Below are 23264 nucleotides of genomic sequence, written 5' to 3'. Positions count from 1 at the left end.
GCGGGTGCTCCGCTGCCCGGCCGCGCGCGTCGCGCTTACGCTTCCTGTGCGCTCTGCAACACCGCGCGCAACAGCACGTCGGCGCCGGCCGTCGCCCATTCGGGGGTAATCGCTTCGGCCTCGTTGTGGCTCAGCCCGTCGACGCACGGCACGAAGATCATGCCGGTCGGCGCGACCCGCGCGACATAGCATGCGTCATGGCCCGCGCCGGATACGATGTCCATGTGCGACAACCCGAGCGAGCGCGCCGCGTCACGCACCGTGTCGATGCAGCGCGGCGCGAACGGCACCGGCGCATACGTGAAGATCTGCTCGACCTGCGCGCCGAGGCCGGCTTCGTCGGCCACGCGCGCGAGTTCCGCGCGCAGCACCGCGTCCAGTTCGTCGAGTACCGCATCGTCGGGGTGACGGAATTCGACCGTGAAGAAGCAGCCGCCCGGCACCGTGTTGCGCGAATTCGGCCGGGCCTCGATCATCCCGACCGTTGCGCGCGCATCCGGTGCGTAACGGCGGCCGAGCACGTCGATGAACGAGATCATCCGCGCCGCGCCGACCAGCGCGTCGCGACGGAACGCCATCGGTGTCGTACCGGCGTGCGCGTCGACCCCGGCGAGCGTCACCTCGTACCAGCGCTGGCCCTGCCCGGCGGTCACGACGCCGATCGTCTTGCCGGCCCGCTCGAGAATCGCGCCCTGCTCGATGTGCAGTTCATACGCCGCGTGCACCGGATAGCCGCCGACCGGCTCCGTGCCCGCGTAGCCGATCCGCTCGAGCTCCTCGCCGATCGTCCGGCCCGCGCCGTCGGTGCGCGACAGCCCGTATTCGAGCGTATAGACGCCCGAGAACACGCCGGCCGACACCATCGCCGGCGCGAAGCGCGAACCTTCCTCGTTGGTCCAGATCACGACGTCGATCGGGCGCTCGGTCTCGATGCCCGCGTCGTTCAGCGCGCGCACGACTTCGAGCCCGCCGAGCACGCCGTAGATGCCGTCGTAGCGGCCGCCGGTCGGCTGCGAATCGGCGTGCGAGCCCGTCATGACCGGTGCGGCGTCGGGACGGCGACCCGCGCGGCGCGCGAACACGTTGCCCATCCGATCGATGCGCACCGTGCAGCCGGCGTCGCGCGCCCACTGCACGAACAGGTCGCGCGACTCGCGGTCGAGATCGGTCAGCGCGAGGCGGCACACGCCGCCCTTCGGCGTCGCGCCGATCTGCGCCATCCGCTCGAGCGACGCCCACAGGCGGTCGCCGTCGACGCGCGGCACGCTCGCGGTATCGGTAGCGTCACGCATCGCCGTTCTCCGGCGCGCCGTGCAGCGCATAGCGGAAATCGCAGCGCTCGCCGCCCTGCATGATCGTGCTCGTGCGCGTGAGCGCGATGTCCGGCGCATAGCCCTGGATGAAATGGCTGTCGCGCGCGCAACTCAGCAGGTGCCCGATCTCGCCGAGCCCCATCGCGTGATACATCTCCGCATAGCGGCAGCGATGCACGTCGTAGTCGTAGTGCGCGTCGTCCGCGCGCCGCACCTCGACGTCGAGCGCATCGTCCTTCTCCCACAGCACCTGCAGCGCGATGAACGACTTCACGCTCGTGCCGTCCGGCTCCTGCGCGGCGAACGTACGGCCCGCGTCGACGGCCGCGCCGCGCACGGCTTCCGCGATCACGGCCTGCGCGCGCTCGATGCCGAACTCGCGCTTCATGATCTCGTAGATCGGCTTGATGATTTCCGCCTCGATGCGGCGCCGCGCGAGGATTCCGAGGCGCGTGTCCTCGGGTGCGGCGGATGTCGGGTTCGCTTCTGTCATGGGAATCGTCTTGGTTTTGTCGTTTTGGCGTTACTTGGCCGCGGTGCGCGAGCCGCCGAGCACGTCGACGACGGCCCACTTGCCGCCGCGCACCTGGTAGATCGTGAAAGCCGGGTCCTTCAGGTTGCCTTCGGCGTCGAACGCGATGCGCCCGGTCACGCCGGGCCGGTCGATCGCACGAACGGCCGCGACCAGCTTCGCCGGCTGAGTCGTGCCGGCCTTCTGCGCGGCCGCGATCAGCGTGGCGGCCGCGTCGTACGCGAACGGCGCATGCAGTTCGATCGGCGCGTGAAAGCGAGCCTGGTATTGCGTGTCGAACGCGCTGCCGCCCGGCATCCGGTCGAGCGGCAGGCCCGGCTCGAGCGCCGTCACGCCGTCGCCGTCCTTGCCCGCGAGCGACAGGAAGGTCTGGCTCACGAAGCCGCCCGCACCGAGCAGCGGCGCGTTCACGCCGAGCTGGCGCATCCGGCGCGCGATCGGCGCGGCCTGCGCGTCGAGGCCGCCGAAGAACACGAGATCCGCGCGCTTGCCCTTGATCGCGGTCAGCACGCCGCTGAAGTCGGTGGTCTTGTCGTTCACGTATTGGCGATCGACGATCGCGCCGCCGTTCGCCCGCACGCCCTGGATGAACTGGTCGGCCAGCCCCGCGCCGAACGACGTGCGATCGTCGATCACCGCGATGCGCTTCGCCTTCAGCGTCTTCACCGCGTACGCACCGGTGAAGTGGCCGCCCGCATCGTCGTGACCCATGATGCGAAAGGCCGTCGCGTAGCCCTGCTGCGTGTATTGATGGCCGGTGGACGCCGGCGCGATTTGCGGGATGCCCGCATCGCGGTACACGCGCGACGCCGGCACGCTGCAGCCCGTGTTCCAGTGACCGACGACGCCGATCACGTGCTGGTCGACGAGTTGCTGCGCGACCGCGACGGCCGTACGCGGGTCGGACTGGTCGTCGGCCGCGACGAGCTTGTAGACGACCGGCTTGCCGCCGATGGTCGGATGCTTTGCGTTCGCGTCGTCGATCGCGAGTTGCGCGCCGTTCTGCAGATCCTTGCCGATCCGCGCGGACGGGCCGGTGAGCGGCGCGGCGAGACCGATCAGGACGGTCTGCGGCGCGGACTGCGCGAACGCGGGAACGGTGGCGACCAGGGCGGCCGCCGAGAAGGCGAGGCTGACGGAGAGGAAAGCGATTTTCATGTGCGGGATCGGTCGGTTGGATCTAAAACATGAAAAATATTAAATATTCGACATCCCAACCCCAAATATCCAATTGTTGGATGCTTATGCCGTTCTCGACACATTAACGTATCTACATGTAAATACGAAATATTTTTGTTCTGTCGCTTACCCTGACTTTTCGATAAAATTCGATACATGAAAAATATCGAACAATTGCCGCACGATCCGCCGCTGCGCGCGGTGCGTGCGTTCGAAGCGTTTGCGCGTCTCGGGTCGGTCACCGCGGCGGCCGGCGAATTGGACATCACGCCGTCGGCGGTCAGCCATCAGCTGCAACTGCTCGAGGCGTTCATCCAGACACCGCTGACGGTACGCGAAGGCCGGCTGCTCGCGCTCACCGACGAGGGACGCGACTACTACCGCTCGATCAGCGCGGCGTTCTCGGTGTTGCGCAGCGCGACGCGCTTCGTGCGCGACCGTTCGTCGCTGCGCCAGATCACCGTCAGCCTCATTCCGCTGCTCGGCATCGGCTGGTTCATTCCGCGGCTGCACGCGTTCCTCGCCGACAACACCGATGTCGACGTCACGGTGCTGTACGCGCACCACCGCAACTACCGAAGCGATGCGTCGGATCTGTCGATCCGCTTCGGCACCGGCGACTGGCCCGGCTATCGCTGCGAGCGGCTGCTGCCGGGCGCGATGGTGCCGATGTGCAGCCCGTCGTTCCTGAAGCGTCACGGGCCGTTCCGCACGCCGGCCGATCTCGCGCGCGCGCCGCTCGTGCACGACGAGGATCGCAGCACGTGGGTGAACTGGCTGCACGGCGCCGGCGTGCGGCACGTGTCGCACGCGGTGGGGCCGATGTTCGAGGACGGCCAGCTCACGCTGAGCGCCGCCCGCGCGGATCTCGGCGCCGCGTTGCTGCGCGCGCCGCTGGTCCAGCGCGAACTGGCGAACGGCGAGCTCGTGCAACTGTTCGATCACGCGCTCGACGACGGGCGCGACTACTACCTGTGCACGCGCGAGGACGCGGACATGCCGGACGGGGCGCGGCGGCTGGCGGCGTGGTTGCGGAAGATGGCGGGGATTTGAGCGGGCCCCATAGACGCGTCGTCCTGCCGGGAGCCTTGCGTGCTTTCAACTTGGCATATATGATATGCATATCATATATCGGAGGTTGCCATGAGCCGGATTCTGGTCGATCTGTCGGATGGCCAACTCGACGAGTTGGCCGTCATCGTCGAGACTCAACACCGTCCCCGCGCCGCCATCATTCGCGACGCGATCGACGCCTACATTGCCCTGAACAAGCACCGGCTTGCCGACGACGTCTTCGGTCTCTGGAAAGATCGCACGATCGACGGGCTCGCCTATCAAGAGGAATTGCGCTCGGAATGGTAAAAGCCCTTTTCGACACCAACATCCTGATCGATTATCTGGGCGGCGTGGAATCCGCCCGTGCGGAGCTAGGCCGCTACGACTATCGTGCAATCAGCATGATCTCGTGGATGGAAGTCCTCGTCGGCACGTCCGCTAATGACGAGGCACCCATTCGTGCATGGCTCTCGTCGTTCGATGTCATCGCACTCGACAGCACGGTTGCGAATCGCGCCGTGACGATTCGCAAGGACCGCCGCATACGCCTGCCCGACGCGATCGTGTGGGCATCGGCGCAAGTGAACGGTCTGCTGCTCGTATCGCGCAACACGAAGGACTTTCCCGCCACCGACCCCGGCGTTCGCGTGCCGTATCAGATCTAAGCCGGCGTACGCGAGCGCATACGCCTTCCCAGCACATCCCCCCCGACCCGCGTTCATGGCAAGCGGGCGCCACCCACGTCAACGTCCTCCTCCCCGCGCTCGCCAATCAAGGGCCGGAAGCAGATAGAAAATCCCGATGCCGCGGATTGAAACAAGCAATTTCACAAGCTCAGGGTGAACCCGGATACTGGCAACACTCCACTCACCACTGACGAAAAGGAATTGTCCAGATGCCGATCATCAACACCCAAATCAAGCCGTTCAAGGCAACCGCTTACCACAACGGCGAATTCGTGCCCGTCTCGGAAGAGAACTTCAAGGGCAAGTGGTCCGTCGTCGTGTTCTACCCGGCCGACTTCACGTTCGTCTGCCCGACCGAACTGGGCGACCTCGCCGACCGTTACGCGGAATTCCAGAAGCTGGGTGTCGAAATCTACGGCGTGTCGACCGACACGCACTTCACGCACAAGGCATGGCACGACACGTCGGACACGATCGGCAAGATCAAGTACCCGATGATCGGCGACCCGACGCTCACGCTGTCGCGCAACTTCGACGTGCTGATCGAGGAAGAAGGGATGGCGCTGCGCGGCACGTTCGTGATCAATCCGGAAGGCGAGATCAAGCTGTGCGAAATCCACGACAACGGCATCGGCCGCGACGCAGGCGAACTGCTGCGCAAAGTCCAGGCGGCGCAGTACATCGCCGCTCACCCGGGTGAAGTGTGCCCGGCCAAGTGGACGCCGGGTGCGGAAACGCTGACCCCGTCGCTCGACCTGATCGGCAAGATCTAAGGGTCGCAGCGCGCCTCGCACGGGGCGCGCGACACGCATCGCCACGGGCCGCCTCGCGCGGCCCGTGGCCTCCTCCGGCACGACGTGCCCGACCAGAATGATCAATACGGAATCCGAAACGCCATGCTCGACGCCAATCTCAAGAACCAACTCAAAGCGTACCTCGAAAAGATCACGCGCCCGATCGAACTCGTCGCCTCGCTCGACGACAGCGCGAAATCGCAGGAACTGCTGGCGCTGCTGACCGAGATTGCGTCGCTGACGGATCGCGTGACCGTGGCCGAACGCCGCGACGACGCCGAGCGCAAGCCGTCGTTCTCGATCGGCGAGCCCAGCAAGCCGGCCGGCATCCGTTTCGCCGGCATCCCGATGGGCCATGAATTCACGTCGCTCGTGCTCGCGCTGCTGCAGACGGGCGGCCATCCGATCAAGCTCGACGACGACGTGATCGAACAGATTCGCGCGCTCGACGGCGACTACGCGTTCGAAACGTATTTCTCGCTGTCGTGCCAGAACTGCCCGGAAGTCGTGCAGGCGCTGAACGTGATGTCGCTGATCAACCCGCGCATCCGCCACGTCGCGATCGACGGCGCACTGTTCCAGGATGAAGTCGAGTCGCGCCAGATCATGGCCGTGCCGACGATGTTCCTGAACGGCGCATCGTTCGGCCAGGGCCGCAGCAGCGTGAAGGAAATCCTCGCGAAGCTCGACACGGGCGCGAGCGAACGCGCGGCGAAGTCGCTCGAAAACAAGCCGGTGTTCGACACGCTGATCGTCGGCGGCGGCCCGGCAGGCGCCGCCGCGGCGATCTACTCGGCACGCAAGGGCATCGCGACGGGCGTCGTGGCCGAGCGTTTCGGCGGCCAGGTGCTGGACACGATGGCGATCGAGAACTTCGTGTCGGTACAGGAAACCGAAGGGCCGAAGTTCGCGACCGCACTCGAACAGCACGTGAAGCAGTACGACGTCGACATCATGGACGTGCAGCGCGCCGACGCGCTGATTCCGGGCGACGTGCACCAGATCCGCCTCGCGAACGGCGCGGTGCTGAAGGCGAAGACGATCGTCCTCGCGACCGGCGCACGCTGGCGCGAAATCAACGTGCCGGGCGAGCGCGAATACCGCAACCGCGGGGTCGCGTACTGCCCCCACTGCGACGGTCCGCTGTTCAAGGGCAAGCGCGTCGCGGTGGTCGGCGGCGGCAACTCGGGCGTCGAGGCCGCGATCGACCTCGCCGGCATCGTGAAGGAAGTCACGCTGATCGAGTTCGGTGCGCAACTGCGCGCGGATGAAGTGCTGCAGCGCAAGCTGCGCAGCCTGCCGAACGTGACGATCGTCACGCAGGCGCAGACAACCGAGCTGACCGGCGACGGCAGCAAGCTGAACGGGCTCGTGTACAAGGATCTGCGCTCGGGCGACACGCAGCGTATCGAGCTCGAAGGCGTGTTCGTGCAGATCGGCCTCGTGCCGAACACCGAATGGCTGAAAGGCACGGTCGAACTGTCGAAGCATGGCGAGATCGTCGTCGATGCGCGCGGTGCGACGTCGGTGCCGGGCGTGTTCGCGGCCGGCGACGTGACGACGGTGCCGTTCAAGCAGATCGTGATCGCGGTCGGCGAAGGCGCGAAGGCGTCGCTCGGCGCATTCGACCACCTGATCCGGCAAGACGTGGCGCCGGTGGCAACCGCTCAATCGCAAGCCGAGGAAGCGGTCGCAGCCTGACGGACGTCAGCCCGACGACATCAAGGTTTGTCTCTCTTGGCCCCGCATGCTTTGGTCGGCGTGCGGGGCGCTTTTTATGCCGAAGGCGTTCGCGGTTACTTGGTCGCGCCCGGGCTGCCGTCCGCCGGCGCAGGCGCCGTCGACTTGAAACTGCTCGATTGCCTGACCAGCTGCTCGGTCATCGCGGCCGCCACCGGATTCGCGCCGGACGACCCACTTCCGTGCCGGTACGAACCGGTGCTCGCCGGCATCGCAGAAATCGACGACATCGACGGCGGCGGCAACGACGGGTCGAGCTTCGCCGATTCCCTGACGAGCGCGGCGGTCTCCGGCGTTTCGGATTTCGTCGCGGCCGGCGGCGCGGCAGCGGCGTGGCGTTCGAGGCCGTCGCGCTTGCGCGGCGCGCGTTGCGTGACTTGCGCGGGCGGAGCCGACTGAGCGGGTTTCGCGGTCGGGGCTGGTGCCGCCGGGGTCGAATCCTGCGCATCCACCGTCACGACATTGACCTTCGGCGGCGGCGCAGCCGGCTTCGTCACGAGTTGCGGCTTGTCGCTGACGACTGGAATCGCCGGAGCCGGCGCAGGCGCGGCGACGACGCGCGCGGTTGCGGCCGGCGCGGGTGTTGGTGCGGCTGGTGCTGTTGGCACGGCGGGAGGCGGCATGGCAGCCGCCTGTTTCGGTGCTGTCGCAGCAGCCGGTGCCGGCGGCGCGATCGCGCCCTGCACCGCGTGATCGTTGCTCGCGGGCGCCGCGGCAACAGGCGCGGCCGAATCGCCGATGCCGGCGTCTTCGATCGCGCGGTGGTCCGCGCGCAGGAGCATCACGTACGCGGTGCCGGCCGCGGCGACCAGGAGCCCGCCGGCGATCATCATGGTTTTACGGGTACTCGTCATGCTTGCTCACCGACATATCGACGTGAACAAGCCATCATACGCGGCCAATCCGCGTTGATCTCGCACGAATACATTTGGTTGCATTGTTGACGGCGCAAGGCCGTCGACGCCGTGCGCCGCACTATCGTCAGATGAGAAGGAGCCGCCCTCCCTCGCCGGTCAGATGCAGAAGATCGCGACCGCGATCCCGCCGAACAGCAGCCACTTGACGATGTAGTACACGGTGCGATTCCACGCCTTCAGCCGCTTGCCGGCGCGGCGAATCGCATACAGGTACCGGAACGCGCGATTGAGCCCGCCCGTGCGATCGCCCGTTTCGTTCGGCGATGCGGCCGCGCGCATCAGCAGTTGCCCGACCGCATCGTTGACGCGTTGCGCCCAGCGATATTTCATCGGGCGCGCGACGTCGCAGAACAGGATCACGCGATCGTGCACGGTGCGGTTTTCGGCCCAGTGCAGGTACGTCTCGTCGAACATCACGGCGTCGCCGTCGCGCCACGCATACGACTCGCCGTCGACGACGATCCGGCACGCATCGTCGTTCGGCGTATCGAGGCCGAGGTGGTAGCGCAGCGAGCCCGCATACGGATCGCGATGCAGCCCGAGCTTCCCGCCCGGCGGCAACTGCGCGAACATCGCCGCCTTGATCGACGGAATCCGCGACAGGATCTCGACCGAGCGCGGACATAACGCCTGCGCGGACGGATGCGGCGCGTCGTACCACTTCAGGTAGAAACGCTTCCAGCCGTGGCGAAAGAACGAATTGAAGCCGATGTCGTTGTACTCCCCCGACGCCTTGATCCGGCTCGCGTCGCGCAACGCGAGCGCTTCGCGGCGAAACGTGCGCCATTCGCGCTGCAGCACCGCGAGCTCCGGAAAATGATCGGTGTCGAGAAACGGCGTAGTCGGCACCGACGAGAACGCGTACGAAAAGCAGTTCAGCGGTGCGGTAAAGGTCGAGTGGTCGGATAGTTGCCTGAACAACCGGTGCCGCACCTTGCCGCGCCGATGCGTGTACACGACACACGCAATGAACACGATCAACAGGACCCAGCGCATCGATATTTCCCCCGTAAGCCGTTTGCCGGAATTCTAGATACGGGAAAAATTTCTTGCTCTGACGGTGAGGTCGTGTGGTGTATACCTCACAGCGCGGCGCGATAGGCGATCGATCCGTGCCGAAACGCAGAAAAGCCCGTGTATCCGGGCTTTTCCACGCAATCCGCATGCGGGCGCGGCAGGCTACCGATGCACGCGCCTGCGGCGATTATTCCGGAAACGGCAAAGCAGTTTGTCCGTCTGCGCGCATATCGAACGTGTTGAGCGTCATCGCGACGAGCGCGTAATAGCCGAGCAGCGCAACCAGATTCACCACGGTCTCGTGGCCGAAGCGCGCCCGCGCACGTGCGAACGTCGCATCGCTCACGCGGCGCGTATCGTACAGCTCGGTGGCGAACGCATGGATCAGCGCGTCGTCGTCCGCTTCGAATGCGGGCGCGACGCCAAGCCGGATCGCGTCGGCCGTCGCGGCCGGCACGCCGGCCTCGAGCGCGATCGGATGATGGATGTGCCACTCGGCCTGCGAGCGCCAGCGTGCGGCCGTCACGAGAATCGCGAGCTCCGACAGGCGCAGCGGCAGCCCCGTGCGATAGCGGCAGAACGCGCCGAGCTTCTGCGCATGCTGGGCCAGTTCGGGGCTCGCGATCCAGCCGAGAAACGGCCCGTTCAGATTGCCGCGCGGGCCGCTGAGAATATCGGCGAGCACGGCCTTCTGTTCGTCGGTGGCCGACGCGGGATCGAAAGGAGGCAGTCGGTCTGTCATGGTGAGGAATCGGTGAGGTCGGGTTCACGCGCCGGCCGACGCGAGCGCCGCGCCGATCGCGCCGGACAGCCGCTCGACGATCGTGTCGATCTGCTGCGCGGTGCACACGAACGGCGGCGCGATCAGGATGTGATCGCCGTGCACGCCGTCGATCGTACCGCCCATCGGATACACCATCAACCCGCGCTGCATCGCTTCGCGCTTGACCGCCGCATGCAGCTTCAGCGCGGGTTCGAACGTCGCCTTGGTGTCGCGATCGCGCACGAGTTCGACGCCGACGAACAGCCCGCGGCCGCGCACGTCGCCGACATGCGGATGCGCGCCGTAGTGCTCGCGCAACGACGCACGCAGTTGCTCGCCGCGCGCCTTCACGTTGTCGAGCAGCTTGTCTTCCGCAATCACGCGCTGCACTTCGAGCGCGGCCGCGCACGCGGTCGCGTGGCCGAGGTACGTGTGCCCGTGCTGGAAGAAACCGGAGCCGTCGACGATCGTGCGATAGATGCGGTCGCTGACCAGCGTCGCCCCGATCGGCTGGTAGCCCGCGCCGAGCCCCTTCGCGATCGTCAGCAGATCGGGCGCGACGCCGTCTTCGTCGCATGCATACAGGTAACCCGTGCGCCCCATCCCCGACATGATCTCGTCGAGGATCAGCAGCACGCCGTACTTGTCGCATACCGCGCGAATCTTCTTCAGGTACGTGCGCACCGGCGGCACCGCGCCGGCCGTCGCGCCGACCACCGTTTCCGCGACGAACGCCGCGACGTTTTCCGCGCCGAGTTCGACGATCTTCCGTTCGAGCTCGTCGGCCAGACGCTGCGCGTACGCTTCGTCGGTTTCGCCCGCCTGCTGGTCGCGGTACGCATAGCACGGGCTCAGGTGGTGCGCTTCGATCAGCAGCGGCAGGAACGGCTCGCGCCGCCATGCGTTGCCGCCGATCGCGAGCGCGCCGAGCGTATTGCCGTGATAGCTCTGGCGCCGGGCGATGAAATGGCGGCGCTGCGGCTCGCCCTTCTCGACGAAATACTGGCGTGCGAGCTTCAGCGCGGCCTCGATCGCCTCGGAACCGCCCGACACGAAATACACGTGGTCGAGCCCGGCCGGCGCGCCGTCGACGAGCCGGTCGGCCAGTTCCTCCGCCACGTCGGTCGTGAAGAACGATGTATGCGCGTAAGGCAATTGCTGCGCCTGCCGCTTGATCGCGTCAATCACGCGCTGGTTGCTGTGGCCGAGACACGATACGGCCGCGCCGCCGCACGCGTCGATGTAGCGTTTACCGGTCGAATCGATGATCTCGATGCCGTCGCCTGCGACGGCAACGGGCAAGGTGGCGCGCGGGGCGCGATGGAAAACGGTCGTCATGCGTGGCCTCATGGATCAGGACGCGCTGGATGCGTGTCCGGACGGCACGATGCGCGTCGCGAAGCGCTGCGCGCCGTGTTGATGGACGGTGAAGTCGATCGCGGTGTCATGAATCGCGAACACCGCGGTCGCCAGTGTGTTCTCGTCGTCGGGATCGGCCGGATCGTCGCGGTAGATCGGCAGCCCTTCCGGCGCCCGATCGCCGAGCACGCGCAACAGCGCGGCTTCGTCGATCGTGTCGATGCCGGGTGTCAATGCGTCGACGCGGCGCTGGCGGTCAACCGACGACTGCGTGACGATCTGCGCTTCCGCGTCGCACCCCGGATGCACGAGATGATTCGCGTGGCCGGTGAGGCGCGTGACATCGACGACCGAACAGCGCGCGACGCTCGCCTCGATGCTCAGCAGTCGCGCATCGCCGGTCGCACCGATCGTGTGATGAAAGCCGCTCGCGCGCGCATGCGATCGCAGCACGTCGGCCGCCGCGTCGAGCGACGTCGCGTCGAGCACCGCACGCGCGAGGATCATGCGCGGCACGCCCGGCGCCGGCATGCAGATCCGCAGGTTGTTGATCGCCTGCGCGATGCCCGCGCGGTTCGCGGCGAACGTATGGCCCGGCAGCGAGCCGGGGTAGTAGAAACTGATGAAGCCCGGCTTGCCCGCCGGCTGCACGTCGACGAGCAGGCAGCGTTCGCGCAGGTACGGATCACCGTCCTCGTTGTGCGCGATCCAGCGCGTGCCGTTCGCGTCGCGCACGGCCAGCGTCGTGCAACCATCTGGCGCGTTGTGAATCAGTTCGCCGCGGCAATTCCACAGGAAGATGTCCTCGGCCGGCCAGCCGACGCCCGCCGCTATCCCGTCCAGTTCCGCGACGAGATCGGGGTACGCGGCGAGCGCGGCCTGCCGCAGCGCATCGACGAACGGATGGCCGCGCCAGCGGCGCACGGCCTGCCATGCACTGCTCTGCTGCATGTACGTATCGAATACCGGGCGGGCAAGCTCGCCCAGGCGCACGCCGATGTCGAACGGCGTGCCGGCGATGACGGGGGAAAGGGAAAGCGGCATGTCGGAGGGTTCGGTTCCGTTCAGGACACGTGTTTCAGGAATTCCTTCAGGCGCGGCGTCGACGGCCGGTCGATCAGCTCGACCGGATGGCCCTTGATCGTCATCCCGGACAGCGCGACGTCGATGTTCTGCGTCTGCAGCGCCGGGATCAGGCCCGCGAAATCCATCGGCTGGATCGTGTATTTCCAGCCCTGATCCTTCGCGATCTCGGCCCACAGGTCGAGATCGAAGCCGACGTACTTGTCGCCCTGCTTGAACTCGAACGGCATGAACGACGTATCGGTCCCGACGACGAGCGTCTTGGTGTCCGCGTGCGCGAGGCTGGCGCCGAGCGCGGCGACGACCGCGACGGCTTTCAGGAAGGAACGGCGACTCATGGTTTCTCTCCGCATGATTGAGCGATGTAACCGGCCAACGGGCCGGCGGAACGACGACATCAAGCCGCACCGCAACATGCGATGTTGAATTAGACATTAGTGCAACAAGTGTTGTCAATGGCGATACTACGACAACAAAAAAGTCCGCAACAAAAAAATGCGTCGAGACAGGCCCGGGCCGCGCGGTGCGGATAGATCGGAGGAATGCCGGAAAATGGCGGAGCAGAACGCCCCGCGCGAGCGTGGCGCGCCGGTGGATGGCGGTACGGGGAAAGAAGACGGCGCGCCGTGCCGAGATGGCCGTGCGCGCGAAGCCGGCAACCGCCTGCCCGTCTCAACACGTGTTGCGGAATGCGCGCGGAATCGGCGAACGACGGCGCGCCGATTCCCCGTCGTTCACCGTTCACGCCGCGACCCCGCTCGCCTGATGCGACACGAGCCGCGCATACGCGCCGTGCCGCGCGATCAGCTCCGCGTGGCGGCCGGCCTCGATCACCGCGCCCTGCTCGATCACGAGGATCAGGTCGGCGTTGCGCACGGTCGACAGGCGGTGCGCGATGATGATCGACGTGCGCCGCGTCATCAGATCCTCCAGCGCCGCGCGGATCTGCTGCTCGCTGATCGTGTCGAGGTGCGACGTCGCCTCGTCGAGGATCAGCACCGGCGCGTCCTTCAGAAACGCGCGTGCGATCGCCACACGCTGACGCTGGCCGCCCGACAACTGCACGCCGCGCTCGCCGACGCGCGTCGCGAGCCCGTCCGGCAGCCGCGCGACGAAATCGCCGAGCGCCGCGTGGTCGATCGCGCGCCGCACGTCCGCGTCGGACGCGTCGCTCGCGGCGAGCCGGATGTTCGCTTCGAGCGTATCGTTGAACAGGTAGGTATCCTGCGCAACGAGCGCAATGTGCTGCCGCAGATCGTCGAGCCGCAGGTCGCGCAGGTCGACGCCGCCGAGCGTCACGCGGCCCTGCTGCGGATCCCAGAAGCGCAGCAGCAGGCTCGCGATCGTCGACTTGCCGGCTCCCGATGCGCCGACCAGCGCGACCGTGCTGCCGGCCGGCACCTCGAAGCTCACGCGGTCGATCGCGGGCACGCTGCGTCCCGGATACGTGAACGACGCCGCGTCGAACCGCACCGCCGAATTGCCCGGCATCGCGTGCGCGCCGTCCGTCACCGTCACGGGCTCCTTCTCCAGCGCGCGCAAGCGACGCGTCGACGCGATCGTGTCGGCAAGCTGGCGCGCGACCTGGCCGATCTCGGCCACCGGCATGAACGCGGCCACCGCGACCAGTACCAGCAGCGGCAATGACTCGCGCGGGAACCCGCCGCGTGCGCACAACCACGCGCCGAGCGCCGCGACGGCCAGCCCGCCGAGCCCGCTCGCGACTTCCAGCGCGGCGCTTTGCGTCGACAGGTCGTCGAGCAGCTTCGCGCGCTGCCGGCGGTACGCATCGACTTCGGCGACGAAGGCCGCACGTCGGCGCGCGATCGCCTGGAACGCGGTGAGTTCCGCGAGCCCCTGGATCGTTTCGGTCAGATGCGCGCCGAGCTGGCCGAGCGCTTCGCGCGCGCCGGTGCCGAGCCGGTCGACGTCGCGCCGGGCCAGCACGGGCGCGAGCCCGGCCCACAGCAGGAAAGGCAGCAGCACGAGCGCGAGCGGCCACGCGACCGACGCGAGCAACGCCAGCACGCCAGCCGGCACGAGCACCGCGACGAACGCGGGCGCGAGCGTATGCGCGTAGAAATATTCGACGGTCTCGACGTCCTGCGTCGCGAGCGCCACGAGATCGCCGGAACGGCGGCGCAGCAGCCCGGCCGGCGCGAGCCGTTCGAGCGTCGCGAATAGCGCGATGCGCATTTCCGCGAGCAGCCGGTACGCCATGTCGTGCGCGAGCCACGATTCGAGCCAGTGCAGCACGGCCGCGACCGGCGCGATCACAAGTAGCGCGGTCACGAGCCCGGTACCGACGTGACCGGTCGGCACCGCGCCGACCACCCGCGCACCGATCACGCCGACACCGATGAACGCGAGCACGCGGCCGATCCCGAACAGCACGGTCAACACGACCTTGCCCTTCCACGGCCGCACGAAGCGCAGCAGCGTCTGCACCGTCTCCGGCCAGCCGATCGTCGCCGCGTCGTCGTTCAGCGGCCGCACCTGCGGGCCCGACGACGCTCGCGCGCTCGCGCCGACCGCCGCCGTCGTGCCGACGGATTCGGCGACCGCTTCCAGCTGCGGCCCCATCAGCCGGCGATACGGGCCATCGCGCGCGATCAGCGCCGCATGCGTCCCTTCGTCGACGACCTGCCCCTGGTCGAGCACCAGGATGCGATCGGCGCCGATCACGCTGGACAGCCGGTGCGCGAGCACGAGCGTCGTCCGCCCGCGCGTGAGCCGGTCGAGCGCCTGCTGGATCAGCGCTTCGTTTTCCGCATCGACGGAGGACAGCGCCTCGTCGAGCAGCAGGATCGGCGCATCGCGCAGCAGCGCGCGGGCAATCGCGATGCGCTGGCGCTGGCCGCCCGACAGCATCAGCCCGCGTTCGCCGATGCGCGTCGCGTAGCCGTCGGGCAGCGCCGAGATGAAATCGTGCGCATTGGCCGCGCGCGCGGCCGCGATCATGTCCGCGTCGCTCGCGTCCGGGCGGCCGAGCCGCAAGTTGTCGGCGACGCTGCCGTCGAACAACGTCGCATCCTGCGCGACGACCGCGATCATCTCGCGCACCTGGTCGGCATCGAGCGTCCGCACGTCGTGGCCGCCGATCCGGACCGCGCCGCCCTGCGCGTCGTGCTGGCGCAGCAGCAGGCGCACGATGGTCGACTTGCCGGCCCCGCTCGGCCCGACGATCGCGACCGTCTCGCCTTCACGCACCGAGAAACTCAGCGCCGCATGGGCGTCCGCGCGGCGCCCCGGATACGCGAAGCTGACGTCGTCGAACGCGATCTCCGGCCGCAGGCCCGTCACGCGCGGCGCGTCGGCGGCCGGCGCCTGACTGCCCGCGTCGAGCAGCGCATGGATCGCATTCGCCGCCGACTGGCCGATCATCCCCTGATGCAGCACCGCACGCAGGTCGCGCAGCGGCCGGAAGATCTCGCTGCCGGCCATCAGCACGATCAGCAGCGCCTCGAGGCTCATGTCGCCGTGCTGCACACGCCACGCGCCCACCGCGATCGCCGCGGCCGCGCCGAGGCCGGTGCCGAGATCCGTGAACAGCCGCGTCAGCAGCCCGAGCGCGAGCACCCAGAACGTGCTGTCGGACACCGCGCGCGCCTTCGCGGCCAGCTTCGCGCCGAACGCGGTGCTCTGCCCGAACGCCTTCAGCGTCGGCAGGCCCTGCACCGCGTCGAGAAACTCCTCGCCGAACGCCTTGAACGCGGCCGAACGCGCGAGCGCCGCGCGCTTGTCGGCGCGATGCACGAGCTGCGGCAGCGCGAGCGTGACGAGCGCCGCGACCAGCAGGATCGCGGCCGTCGGCACGTCCCACCATGCGAGCACCGCGAAGATCATCAGCGGCGCGCACGCCGCGATCACGAGCTGCGGCAGATAGACGCCGAAGAAGGTCTGCAACTGCTCGACGCCGTCGACGACGGCGAGCATCACGCCGCCCGTGCGTTCGCCGCTGAACCATGCGGGGCCGAGCGCGGCGATCCGGTCGAACAGCCGCGCGCGCAGCGTCGCCTGCACGCGGCCCGCCGTCTGCTGCGCGAGCACCGTGCGGCGATGGTCGAGCCATGCACGCAACAGCACGCAAGCCGCGGTTGCAGCGACGGCCTCGCCGATGCCGCGCGCCGGCGCGCCGGAAAACACCAGCGCCAGCACGCGGCCGAGAAACACGAAGCGCAGGATGCCGACACCCATCGCGAGCAGCCCGAGCGCGACGGCCGCCGCCACCCGCCAGCGCAGTCCCGCCATCATTGCCCATAGTCGTCGGTCGAAATACATGCAGCCCTCCGGTCGGTGTTTCGTTGCGTTTTTCTGGACCGGATCGAGGCTACCCGCGCCGCCCGCGCGCGGCAAAAGATGATTTTTCAACGGGTGTTGAGTCAACTACAATACCCCGCATGTCGCACCTTCCTCCCCTCAGCGCACTGCGTGCTTTCGAGGCGGCCGTCCGCCTCGGCGGATTCGCGCGCGCGGCGGCCGAGCTGAACGTGTCGACCAGCGCGGTCAGCCACCAGATCCGTTCGCTCGAGGAATCGCTCGGCGCCCGGCTGCTCGAACGCAGCACGGGGCTCGGCGGCATCAGCCTCACGCCGGCCGGCGCGCGTCTGCTGCCGGCTGTCGGCGATGCGCTGTCGCGTCTGACCGACGCGTGCGCCGACATTCGCGGCACCGCGCAACGGCTCACCGTGTCCGCCAATGCGCCGTTTTCGTCGATGTGGCTCGCGCGCCGGCTCGCGGAATTCTCGTCGCTGCATCCCGACACCCCGCTGCATGCGGTCGTGCTCGACGACGAGCCGGATTTCGCGCGCAGCAGCGTCGATCTGGCGATCGTGCACGTGCCCGCGCATCGGCTGCGCGCAGACGACGACGTGCTGATACGGGAAACCGTGTTTCCGGTCTGCAGCCCCGAACTGTTTCCGTACGCATCGGAGCACGTATGCCGCTCGCGGCTGCTGCAGGAGATGCACGAGAACAGCCCCGAGATCGACTGGCGCAACTGGGCGGTGCACTTCGGCTTGCCGGACGACTTCGACACGAAGATCGTCCGCTACAGCAGCTTCAGCCAGGTGATCGGCGCGGCCGTCGGCGGCGCGGGCATCGCGCTCGGCCGCGTGCCGCTGATCGAGCCCGAACTGCGCAGCGGGCGCCTGGTGCCGCTGGTGCCGGGCCTCGCGCGCGATGCGTCATGGCGCTTCGTGCTGCGCCGCCATCCGTCGACGCGGCACCGGCTGCTCGATCCGTTGATCGCGTTCCTGCGCAGCGAAGCGGACGCGCCGCCGTTCGTGTCGAAGATCGTTGCGCCCGCATCCAACGACAGTCACGCACGAGGCGCGGGCGGCGCGTGACGGGCCGGCTGCAACGTCGGCTGCGCGTTGCCTGCGGGCGCCCGCTTACGGCGTCGCGAAGAACAGCCCGACGACGCACGCCATTCCGCCGAACCACACGAGCGAACGCAGCGACGCCCAGTTGAGCAGGTACATCAACGCATAGACGACGCGGATCGCGACGAACGCGATCGCGAGCTGGTCGACACGATGCACGTTCGCGCCGTTGTGCCACGCCACCACCAGCGCGACCGCGAACAGCGCGAGCGCTTCCCATGAATTCTGATGCGCGGCCTGCGCGCGTGCGCGCCAGCCTTCGAGCTTCGCGAGGTAATCGCGCGGCGTACGGTTGTCGTAGCCCTTGCGGGCCTTGGCGAGAAACGTCATCGGGAACGGCAACAGCGCCACGATGAACAGGCACAGCTGGGACGTCGTCATCAAAGTCTCCTCCGTTATGCTTACATTGATCAATGACAAGATCGCGAGAGCTTAGCATTGCACCGTGCCGTTCGCGCACGGGTTTTCTAGACGGGAGACTCGGCTGTACAAGGCTTTCCGGACGACCGGCTCGGCCCGCGCGGGCACCAAAATTTCCACCAAATCGCCGACAAATACGTTAATTAAAACTGGTCGAACACCAATAAGATAGCGCTCAACACTGGCTTGACGCGCTCCCGCGCCGGGCCAGCCATTTTCCCCGCACCGCCCTGCGCCGAACGACATCCGACCCGAGCCCTTGCCATGCCCCGTCCCATCGTCGCCCATATCCGCCCCGACGCCGTCCGCCACAACCTCGACTTCATCCGCCGCACCGCCGCGCAATCGCGCGTGTGGGCGGTGATCAAGGCCAATGCGTACGGACACGGCATCGAACGGATCTACCCGGGCCTCGCGGCTGCCGACGGCATCGCGCTGCTCGATCTCGACGAAGCCGTGCGCGTACGCGAACTCGGCTGGGACAAGCCCGTGCTGCTGCTCGAAGGAATCTTCGAGCCGGCCGACGTCGAGCTGGCCGATCGTCATCGACTGACGGTCGCCGTGCACTGCGACGAACAGCTCGACCTGCTGATCGCCGCGAAGCCTCAGCAGCCAATCGATATCCAGTTGAAGATGAATTCCGGCATGAACCGGCTCGGCTACCGGCCGGCCGCGTTCCGCGCCGCGTGGGAGCGCGCGGCCAGCGCGCCGTCGATCGGCAGGATCACGCTGATGATGCATTTCGCGAACGCCGACGAAGGCGAAGTCGACTGGCAGCTCGAACAGTTCGACGCGACCACGGCCGGAATTCCGGGCGAGCGCTCGGTGTCGAATTCGGCGGCCGTGCTGTGGCATCCGCGCGCGCACCGCGACTGGGTGCGGCCCGGCACGATCCTGTACGGCGCATCGCCGACCGGCGCGGCGCGGCATATCGCCGACACGCCGCTGACGGCCGCGATGACGCTGACCAGCAAGATCATCGGCGTGCAGACGCTCGCGCCCGAAGAGACCGTCGGCTACGGCCGCCGCTTCACGGCCGACCGGCCGATGCGGATCGGCGTCGTCGCGTGCGGCTACGCGGACGGCTATCCGCGCCACGCGCCGACCGGCACGCCGATCGCGGTGGACGGCGTGATGACGCGCGTCGTCGGCCGCGTGTCGATGGACATGCTGACCGTCGACCTGACGCCGTGCCCGAACGCGGGCATCGGCTCGAGCGTCGAGCTGTGGGGCGACCAGGTGAAGGTGGACGATGTCGCGGAAGCCAGCGGCACGATCGGCTACGAGCTGATGTGCGCGCTCGCGCGCCGCGTGCCGGTCGTGATCGTGCCGCCCGGCGCGTCGACCGTGCAGCCGGCGCTGCGGACGGGGAGCTACGGACGCTGACCGGCAGGCCCTGCGGCGATACCACGGATGCGACGGTGCGTGACCGTCTCGCCGCGCATGCCGTTCCGCTTGCTTGCGGGCCGCCCTGGCGGCCCGTCTGCTTTGCGGCGAACCGCCTTCGCGCACCGGCGACAACGCGCCACGTCGTAGCGCGTTGCATGCACCGTCGGGAGACAACGCCCTCGCTGCCCGCCCGCTTCCGTCAACGCATCACGAACGCCACGTCGGCTTGCGCTTCTCGAGAAATGCGTCGATCCCCTCGCCCGCATCCTCTTCCATCATGTTGCGCGCCATCACGTCGCCCGCGTACGCATACGCTTCGTCGAGCGGCAACTCGCGCTGACGATAGAACATCTGCTTGCCGACCCGCACCGCGGCGGGGCTCTTCGCGACGATTTCCGCGACCTTGCGCGCGACGGCCGCATCGAGCGCATCCTCGGGCACGGCTTCGTTGACGAGCCCCCACGCGGCGGCCGTCGCCGCATCGACGAAACGGCCGGTCACCAGCATGTCGAACGCGCGCTTGGCCGCGACGTTGCGGCTCAACGCGACGGCAGGCGTCGAGCAGAACAGCCCGACGTTGATGCCCGACACCGCGAAGCGCGCGGTATCGGCAGCGATCGCGAGGTCGCATGCCGCGACCAGCTGGCACCCGGCCGCCGTCGCGATGCCGTGCACGCGCGCGATCACCGGCACCGGCAACGCGCGCATCGCGAGCATCACGCGGCTGCACTGCGCGAACAACGTGCGGTAGTAATCGAGTTCGGGCTTGCCGCGCATCTGGCGCAAGTCGTGGCCCGCGCAGAACGCCTTGCCTTCGGCGGCCAGCACGACGCAGCGCACGTGCGGATCGGCAGCCAGCGTGTCGAATGCATCGTGCAGCGCCGACAGCATCGCTTCGGACAACGCGTTGAACTGCTGCGGGCGATTCAGGCGCAGCGTGACGACGCCGTCGTGCGCGTCGCGCAGCAGGATCGGCTCGGCTGTCTCGTGAATGGGTTCCATGGTGTTCCGTTCAACGGGGTTCGGCAGGATTCGATGCGGCGCGGCCGGACGAAACGCATGTCCGTCCGGTCGCGGCACCGTCACGAAATGGTCCTCCACATTCCGTACGGCGTCCAGCCGCGGTGCCGCACGCCCATGCACGGCGGCTGCCGGCCAGTGCGCAACGACCGTGCCCGTCACGCGTCAACGGCGTGGTTGCGCGGCTTCCGCGCGGCCGGCCGTCCTTGCGGCCAACGCGGCAATCGCATAGGCGACACAGCCGAGCGCCGCGACCGCCCACAGCGCATCGGTCAGATCCGGCAACAGTATCGTCGCGGCGCCTGCGACGGCCACGCCGAGCAGGCTGCCGGCCTGCCGTGCCGCGTTGAGGAACCCGGACGCCACGCCCGCCGCGTCGGCGGGCACCTGTTCGAGCACCGTCGCGATCATCGGCGCGACCGACAGCGCGGTCCCCGTGCCGAAGGCGGCCATGGCCGTCCAGACCACCGGCCACGGCGCATGCAGCGCGAGCGCAAGCGCCATCGCCGGAATGGCCAGCGCCGCCATCGCGAGGCCGTTCGCCATCAGCGTGACCGGACGAACGCGGCCATGCAGTTTTCCCGACAGCAGATTGCCGAGCGACAGACTCAACGCGAACGGCAGCAGCGTCAGCCCGATCTGCCGCGCGCTCATGCCGAAGCGCCCGTGCAGGTACAGGCTCAGCACGAACAGCAACCCGAAGTAGCCGACATAGACGAGGCTGCCCATCAGGTTCATCGCGACGAAGACGCGATTGCGAAACCACGCGAGCGGCACCATCGGATGGCGGGCGCGCCGCTCGACGACGACCAGCACCCCGGCGGCGAGCGCGGCGAGCAACAACGCGGCGCGGACCTCCGCGGCGCCGGCGCCGCGCGTCGGCAATTCGATCACCGCGAAACACAGCGCGCCGAGCGCCGCCGCCCCGACGCACTGGCCGGCCCAGTCGAACTGGCGCACGTCCCGCGCGACCGCGGCGCGAACGAGCGCCGCCGCGCCGGCAAACGCGACCGCGCCGGTCGGCACGTTGATCAGGAACGCGCTGCGCCAGCCGAAATCGTCGACCAGGATGCCGCCCAGCACCGGCCCCACCGCGACCGCGACCGACGCGATGCCGGCCCACACCGCGATTGCCCGCGCGCGCTCGGCCGGCACGTCGAAGGTGCTGCGCACGATCGCGAGCGACGCGGGCAAAAAGAGCGCGGCGCCCATGCCCTGCACGAAACGCGCGGCCACGAGGATCGCCACCGACGACGCGACGCCGCACGCCGCCGATGCGCCGACGAACAGCGCCAACCCGGCAAGGTACACGCGCTTCGCGCCGAACCGGTCGGACAGCGCACCGCCCGCGAGGATCAGCGCGGCGAAGCTGAGCGTATACGCGTCGACGATCCACGCGAGTTCCGCGACCGTCGCGCCGAGGCTCGCGCGCATCGCCGGCAGCGCGACGTTGACGATCGTCGAATCAAGTACCGCCATGAACATGCCGACCGCGACGAGCGCCAGCGTCAGGCGCTGCTCGCGCGCCGTCGCGCGGCTCGGCGCTGCCAGCGCGACGGGAGAAACCGGGACGGAAACGGAACGGCAATCGGCCATGACACCTCCATGCAGATGCCGGAAGTCTAGGACCGGGCGCGCGATGCGGAAAAGTGATAATTTCGCATTTCCCCGATGCAGATCTGCATCACCGTTTCCCGTCCGTCGCCGCCTGCCCGATGACACGATCGATCCGCTTGAACTGGGACAACGCCCGCTTCTTCCTCGCGCTGGCGCGCACCGGCACGCTGCGCGGCGCCGCGGCGCAGCTGAACGTCGACCAGGCGACGGTCGGGCGCCGGATCGCCGCGCTCGAGGACGAACTGTCGGCCCGGCTGTTTCTCCGCACACCGTCCCTCTATGTGCTGACGACCGCGGGCGAAGCGCTGCTCGAACCGGCCGAAACGATGGAGCGCGCGTCGCTCACGATCGAACGCCGCGTAATGGGGCTCGACGAGCAACTGGCCGGGTCCGTGCGCATCGCCACGACCGACTCGCTCGGCAAGCGTTTCGTCGTGCCCGCGATCGCCCGCTTGCGGCGCAGACATGCCGGCATCGACGTCGTGTGCGTGACGTCGGCGCAAATCACCAACCTCACGCGCCGCGAAGCGGATCTCGCGATCCGTACGTTGCGGCCGGAATCGCCGGACCTGATCGCCAGGCGGCTCGGGCATCTCGAAACGGGCATCTATGCATCGCGCCGCTACCTGGCCGAACGGGGCGAACCGCTCGCGGGCAACGCGTTCGACGGGCACGATCTGGTGATGTACCAGCAGCCGGTGGTGCCGGCGATGTGGGATGCGCTGTGCGGCGAACCGACGTCGCGCGGACGCGTGATGTTCCAGACCTCGTCGACGATGATGCTGGTGGAGGCCACGCTGGCGGGGCTCGGCATTGCGGAGCTGCCGTGCTTTCGCGCCGACACCGAGCCGGAACTGGTGCGGCTCATGCCGCAGCGGTGCAATCATTTCGACGTGTGGCTCGTCGCCCATGCCGATCTCTACAAGACCGCGCGCGTGCAGGCGGTGATCGAAGCCGTCGTCGACGAATTCGCGACCGCGGCGGCGGGCCGGTAG

At 68.1% G+C, this 23264-nt stretch carries 20 protein-coding genes and 1 pseudogene; 8 read left to right on the top strand and 13 right to left on the bottom strand.

Annotated features, from left to right (window positions below; all coding sequences use genetic code 11):
• Window positions 1-35: 35 nt before the first annotated feature.
• From CFB81_RS20265 to CFB81_RS20255, 3 genes are read right to left on the bottom strand one after another with little or no spacing between them, the layout of a single operon-like run.
• The gene (locus CFB81_RS20265; RefSeq protein ID WP_089436301.1) at window positions 36-1292 is read right to left on the bottom strand and encodes a Zn-dependent hydrolase; all 1257 of its coding nucleotides are present in this window, start codon (window positions 1290-1292) and stop codon (window positions 36-38) included.
• Window positions 1285-1806, bottom strand: coding sequence for an L-2-amino-thiazoline-4-carboxylic acid hydrolase (locus CFB81_RS20260; protein ID WP_069618318.1), 522 nt, complete (start codon window positions 1804-1806; stop codon window positions 1285-1287). The genes CFB81_RS20265 and CFB81_RS20260 overlap by 8 nt, the downstream gene beginning before the upstream one ends.
• A 30-nt stretch (window positions 1807-1836) precedes the next feature.
• Window positions 1837-3003 carry a branched-chain amino acid ABC transporter substrate-binding protein gene (locus CFB81_RS20255; protein ID WP_069618319.1) on the bottom strand — a complete coding sequence of 389 codons (1167 nt, stop codon included), beginning with the start codon at window positions 3001-3003 and terminating at the stop codon, window positions 1837-1839.
• A gap of 177 nt (window positions 3004-3180) precedes the next feature.
• On the opposite strand from CFB81_RS20255, the gene CFB81_RS20250 reads away from it, so the two are divergent.
• The 5 genes from CFB81_RS20250 (at window position 3181) to ahpF (ending at window position 7261) form a co-directional block, all read left to right on the top strand.
• Window positions 3181-4077 (top strand): LysR substrate-binding domain-containing protein, encoded by an 897-nt coding sequence (locus CFB81_RS20250; RefSeq protein ID WP_069618320.1) that lies wholly within the window; start codon window positions 3181-3183, stop codon window positions 4075-4077.
• Window positions 4078-4167: 90 nt separating this feature from the next.
• Window positions 4168-4386, top strand: a complete 219-nt coding sequence (locus CFB81_RS20245) for a CopG family transcriptional regulator (RefSeq protein WP_069618321.1) — start codon at window positions 4168-4170, stop codon at window positions 4384-4386.
• On the top strand, window positions 4380-4745 hold the full coding sequence (locus tag CFB81_RS20240; protein WP_089436300.1) for a type II toxin-antitoxin system VapC family toxin: 366 nt from the start codon (window positions 4380-4382) through the stop codon (window positions 4743-4745). Before CFB81_RS20245 ends, CFB81_RS20240 begins: the two co-directional genes overlap by 7 nt.
• Before the next feature lie 230 nt (window positions 4746-4975).
• Window positions 4976-5539 carry an alkyl hydroperoxide reductase subunit C gene (gene ahpC, locus CFB81_RS20235; protein WP_034179823.1) on the top strand — a complete coding sequence of 188 codons (564 nt, stop codon included), beginning with the start codon at window positions 4976-4978 and terminating at the stop codon, window positions 5537-5539.
• A gap of 123 nt (window positions 5540-5662) precedes the next feature.
• Window positions 5663-7261, top strand: coding sequence for an alkyl hydroperoxide reductase subunit F (ahpF, locus tag CFB81_RS20230; protein ID WP_089436299.1), 1599 nt, complete (start codon window positions 5663-5665; stop codon window positions 7259-7261).
• Between the two features lie 95 nt (window positions 7262-7356).
• Here ahpF and CFB81_RS20225 read toward each other — a convergent pair whose 3' ends face one another.
• The 7 genes and pseudogenes from CFB81_RS20225 to CFB81_RS20195 form a co-directional block, all read right to left on the bottom strand.
• A complete protein-coding gene (locus CFB81_RS20225) occupies window positions 7357-8154 on the bottom strand; it encodes an extensin (protein WP_089436298.1) in 798 nt (265 codons plus the stop codon).
• A 159-nt stretch (window positions 8155-8313) separates the two neighbouring features.
• Complete coding sequence (gene lpxO, locus CFB81_RS20220) at window positions 8314-9213, bottom strand: lipid A hydroxylase LpxO (protein ID WP_069618325.1); 900 nt, start codon at window positions 9211-9213, stop codon at window positions 8314-8316.
• Window positions 9214-9421: 208 nt separating this feature from the next.
• A complete protein-coding gene (locus CFB81_RS20215; RefSeq protein ID WP_089436297.1) occupies window positions 9422-9976 on the bottom strand; it encodes a carboxymuconolactone decarboxylase family protein in 555 nt (184 codons plus the stop codon).
• A gap of 24 nt (window positions 9977-10000) precedes the next feature.
• Window positions 10001-11335 carry an aspartate aminotransferase family protein gene (locus CFB81_RS20210; protein WP_089436296.1) on the bottom strand — a complete coding sequence of 445 codons (1335 nt, stop codon included), beginning with the start codon at window positions 11333-11335 and terminating at the stop codon, window positions 10001-10003.
• Between the two features lie 15 nt (window positions 11336-11350).
• Complete coding sequence (locus CFB81_RS20205; RefSeq protein WP_089436295.1) at window positions 11351-12400, bottom strand: C45 family peptidase; 1050 nt, start codon at window positions 12398-12400, stop codon at window positions 11351-11353.
• 68 nt (window positions 12401-12468) lie between these two features.
• Window positions 12469-12777, bottom strand: a pseudogene (locus CFB81_RS20200) (transporter substrate-binding domain-containing protein); the annotation flags it as partial.
• A 403-nt stretch (window positions 12778-13180) separates the two neighbouring features.
• Window positions 13181-16720 (bottom strand): ABC transporter ATP-binding protein, encoded by a 3540-nt coding sequence (locus CFB81_RS20195; protein WP_089437077.1) that lies wholly within the window; start codon window positions 16718-16720, stop codon window positions 13181-13183.
• Between the two features lie 119 nt (window positions 16721-16839).
• Between CFB81_RS20195 and CFB81_RS20190 the strand changes: the two genes are divergently transcribed.
• Window positions 16840-17787 carry a LysR family transcriptional regulator gene (locus CFB81_RS20190; RefSeq protein WP_089436294.1) on the top strand — a complete coding sequence of 316 codons (948 nt, stop codon included), beginning with the start codon at window positions 16840-16842 and terminating at the stop codon, window positions 17785-17787.
• A 45-nt stretch (window positions 17788-17832) separates the two neighbouring features.
• Here the strand turns inward: CFB81_RS20190 and CFB81_RS20185 are convergent, their stop codons facing one another.
• Window positions 17833-18204 (bottom strand): MAPEG family protein, encoded by a 372-nt coding sequence (locus tag CFB81_RS20185; RefSeq protein ID WP_069618331.1) that lies wholly within the window; start codon window positions 18202-18204, stop codon window positions 17833-17835.
• Window positions 18205-18507: 303 nt separating this feature from the next.
• On the opposite strand from CFB81_RS20185, the gene alr reads away from it, so the two are divergent.
• Window positions 18508-19629 (top strand): alanine racemase, encoded by a 1122-nt coding sequence (gene alr / locus CFB81_RS20180; RefSeq protein WP_069618332.1) that lies wholly within the window; start codon window positions 18508-18510, stop codon window positions 19627-19629.
• Between the two features lie 210 nt (window positions 19630-19839).
• Here alr and CFB81_RS20175 read toward each other — a convergent pair whose 3' ends face one another.
• A complete protein-coding gene (locus tag CFB81_RS20175) occupies window positions 19840-20634 on the bottom strand; it encodes an enoyl-CoA hydratase (protein WP_069618333.1) in 795 nt (264 codons plus the stop codon).
• Window positions 20635-20817: 183 nt separating this feature from the next.
• A complete protein-coding gene (locus CFB81_RS20170) occupies window positions 20818-22248 on the bottom strand; it encodes an MFS transporter (RefSeq protein WP_089436293.1) in 1431 nt (476 codons plus the stop codon).
• Window positions 22249-22385: 137 nt separating this feature from the next.
• Here CFB81_RS20170 and CFB81_RS20165 point away from each other — a divergent pair, with 137 nt between their 5' ends.
• Entirely contained in the window at window positions 22386-23264 is an 879-nt protein-coding gene (locus CFB81_RS20165) for a LysR family transcriptional regulator (protein WP_249190217.1), read from the top strand.

Origin of the sequence: Burkholderia sp. AU28863 (assembly GCF_002223195.1) — a bacterium.
Lineage (GTDB): Bacteria > Pseudomonadota > Gammaproteobacteria > Burkholderiales > Burkholderiaceae > Burkholderia > Burkholderia sola.
Note: the sequence above shows the minus strand (reverse complement) of the source record. Positions and strands in the feature narration are given on the sequence as shown.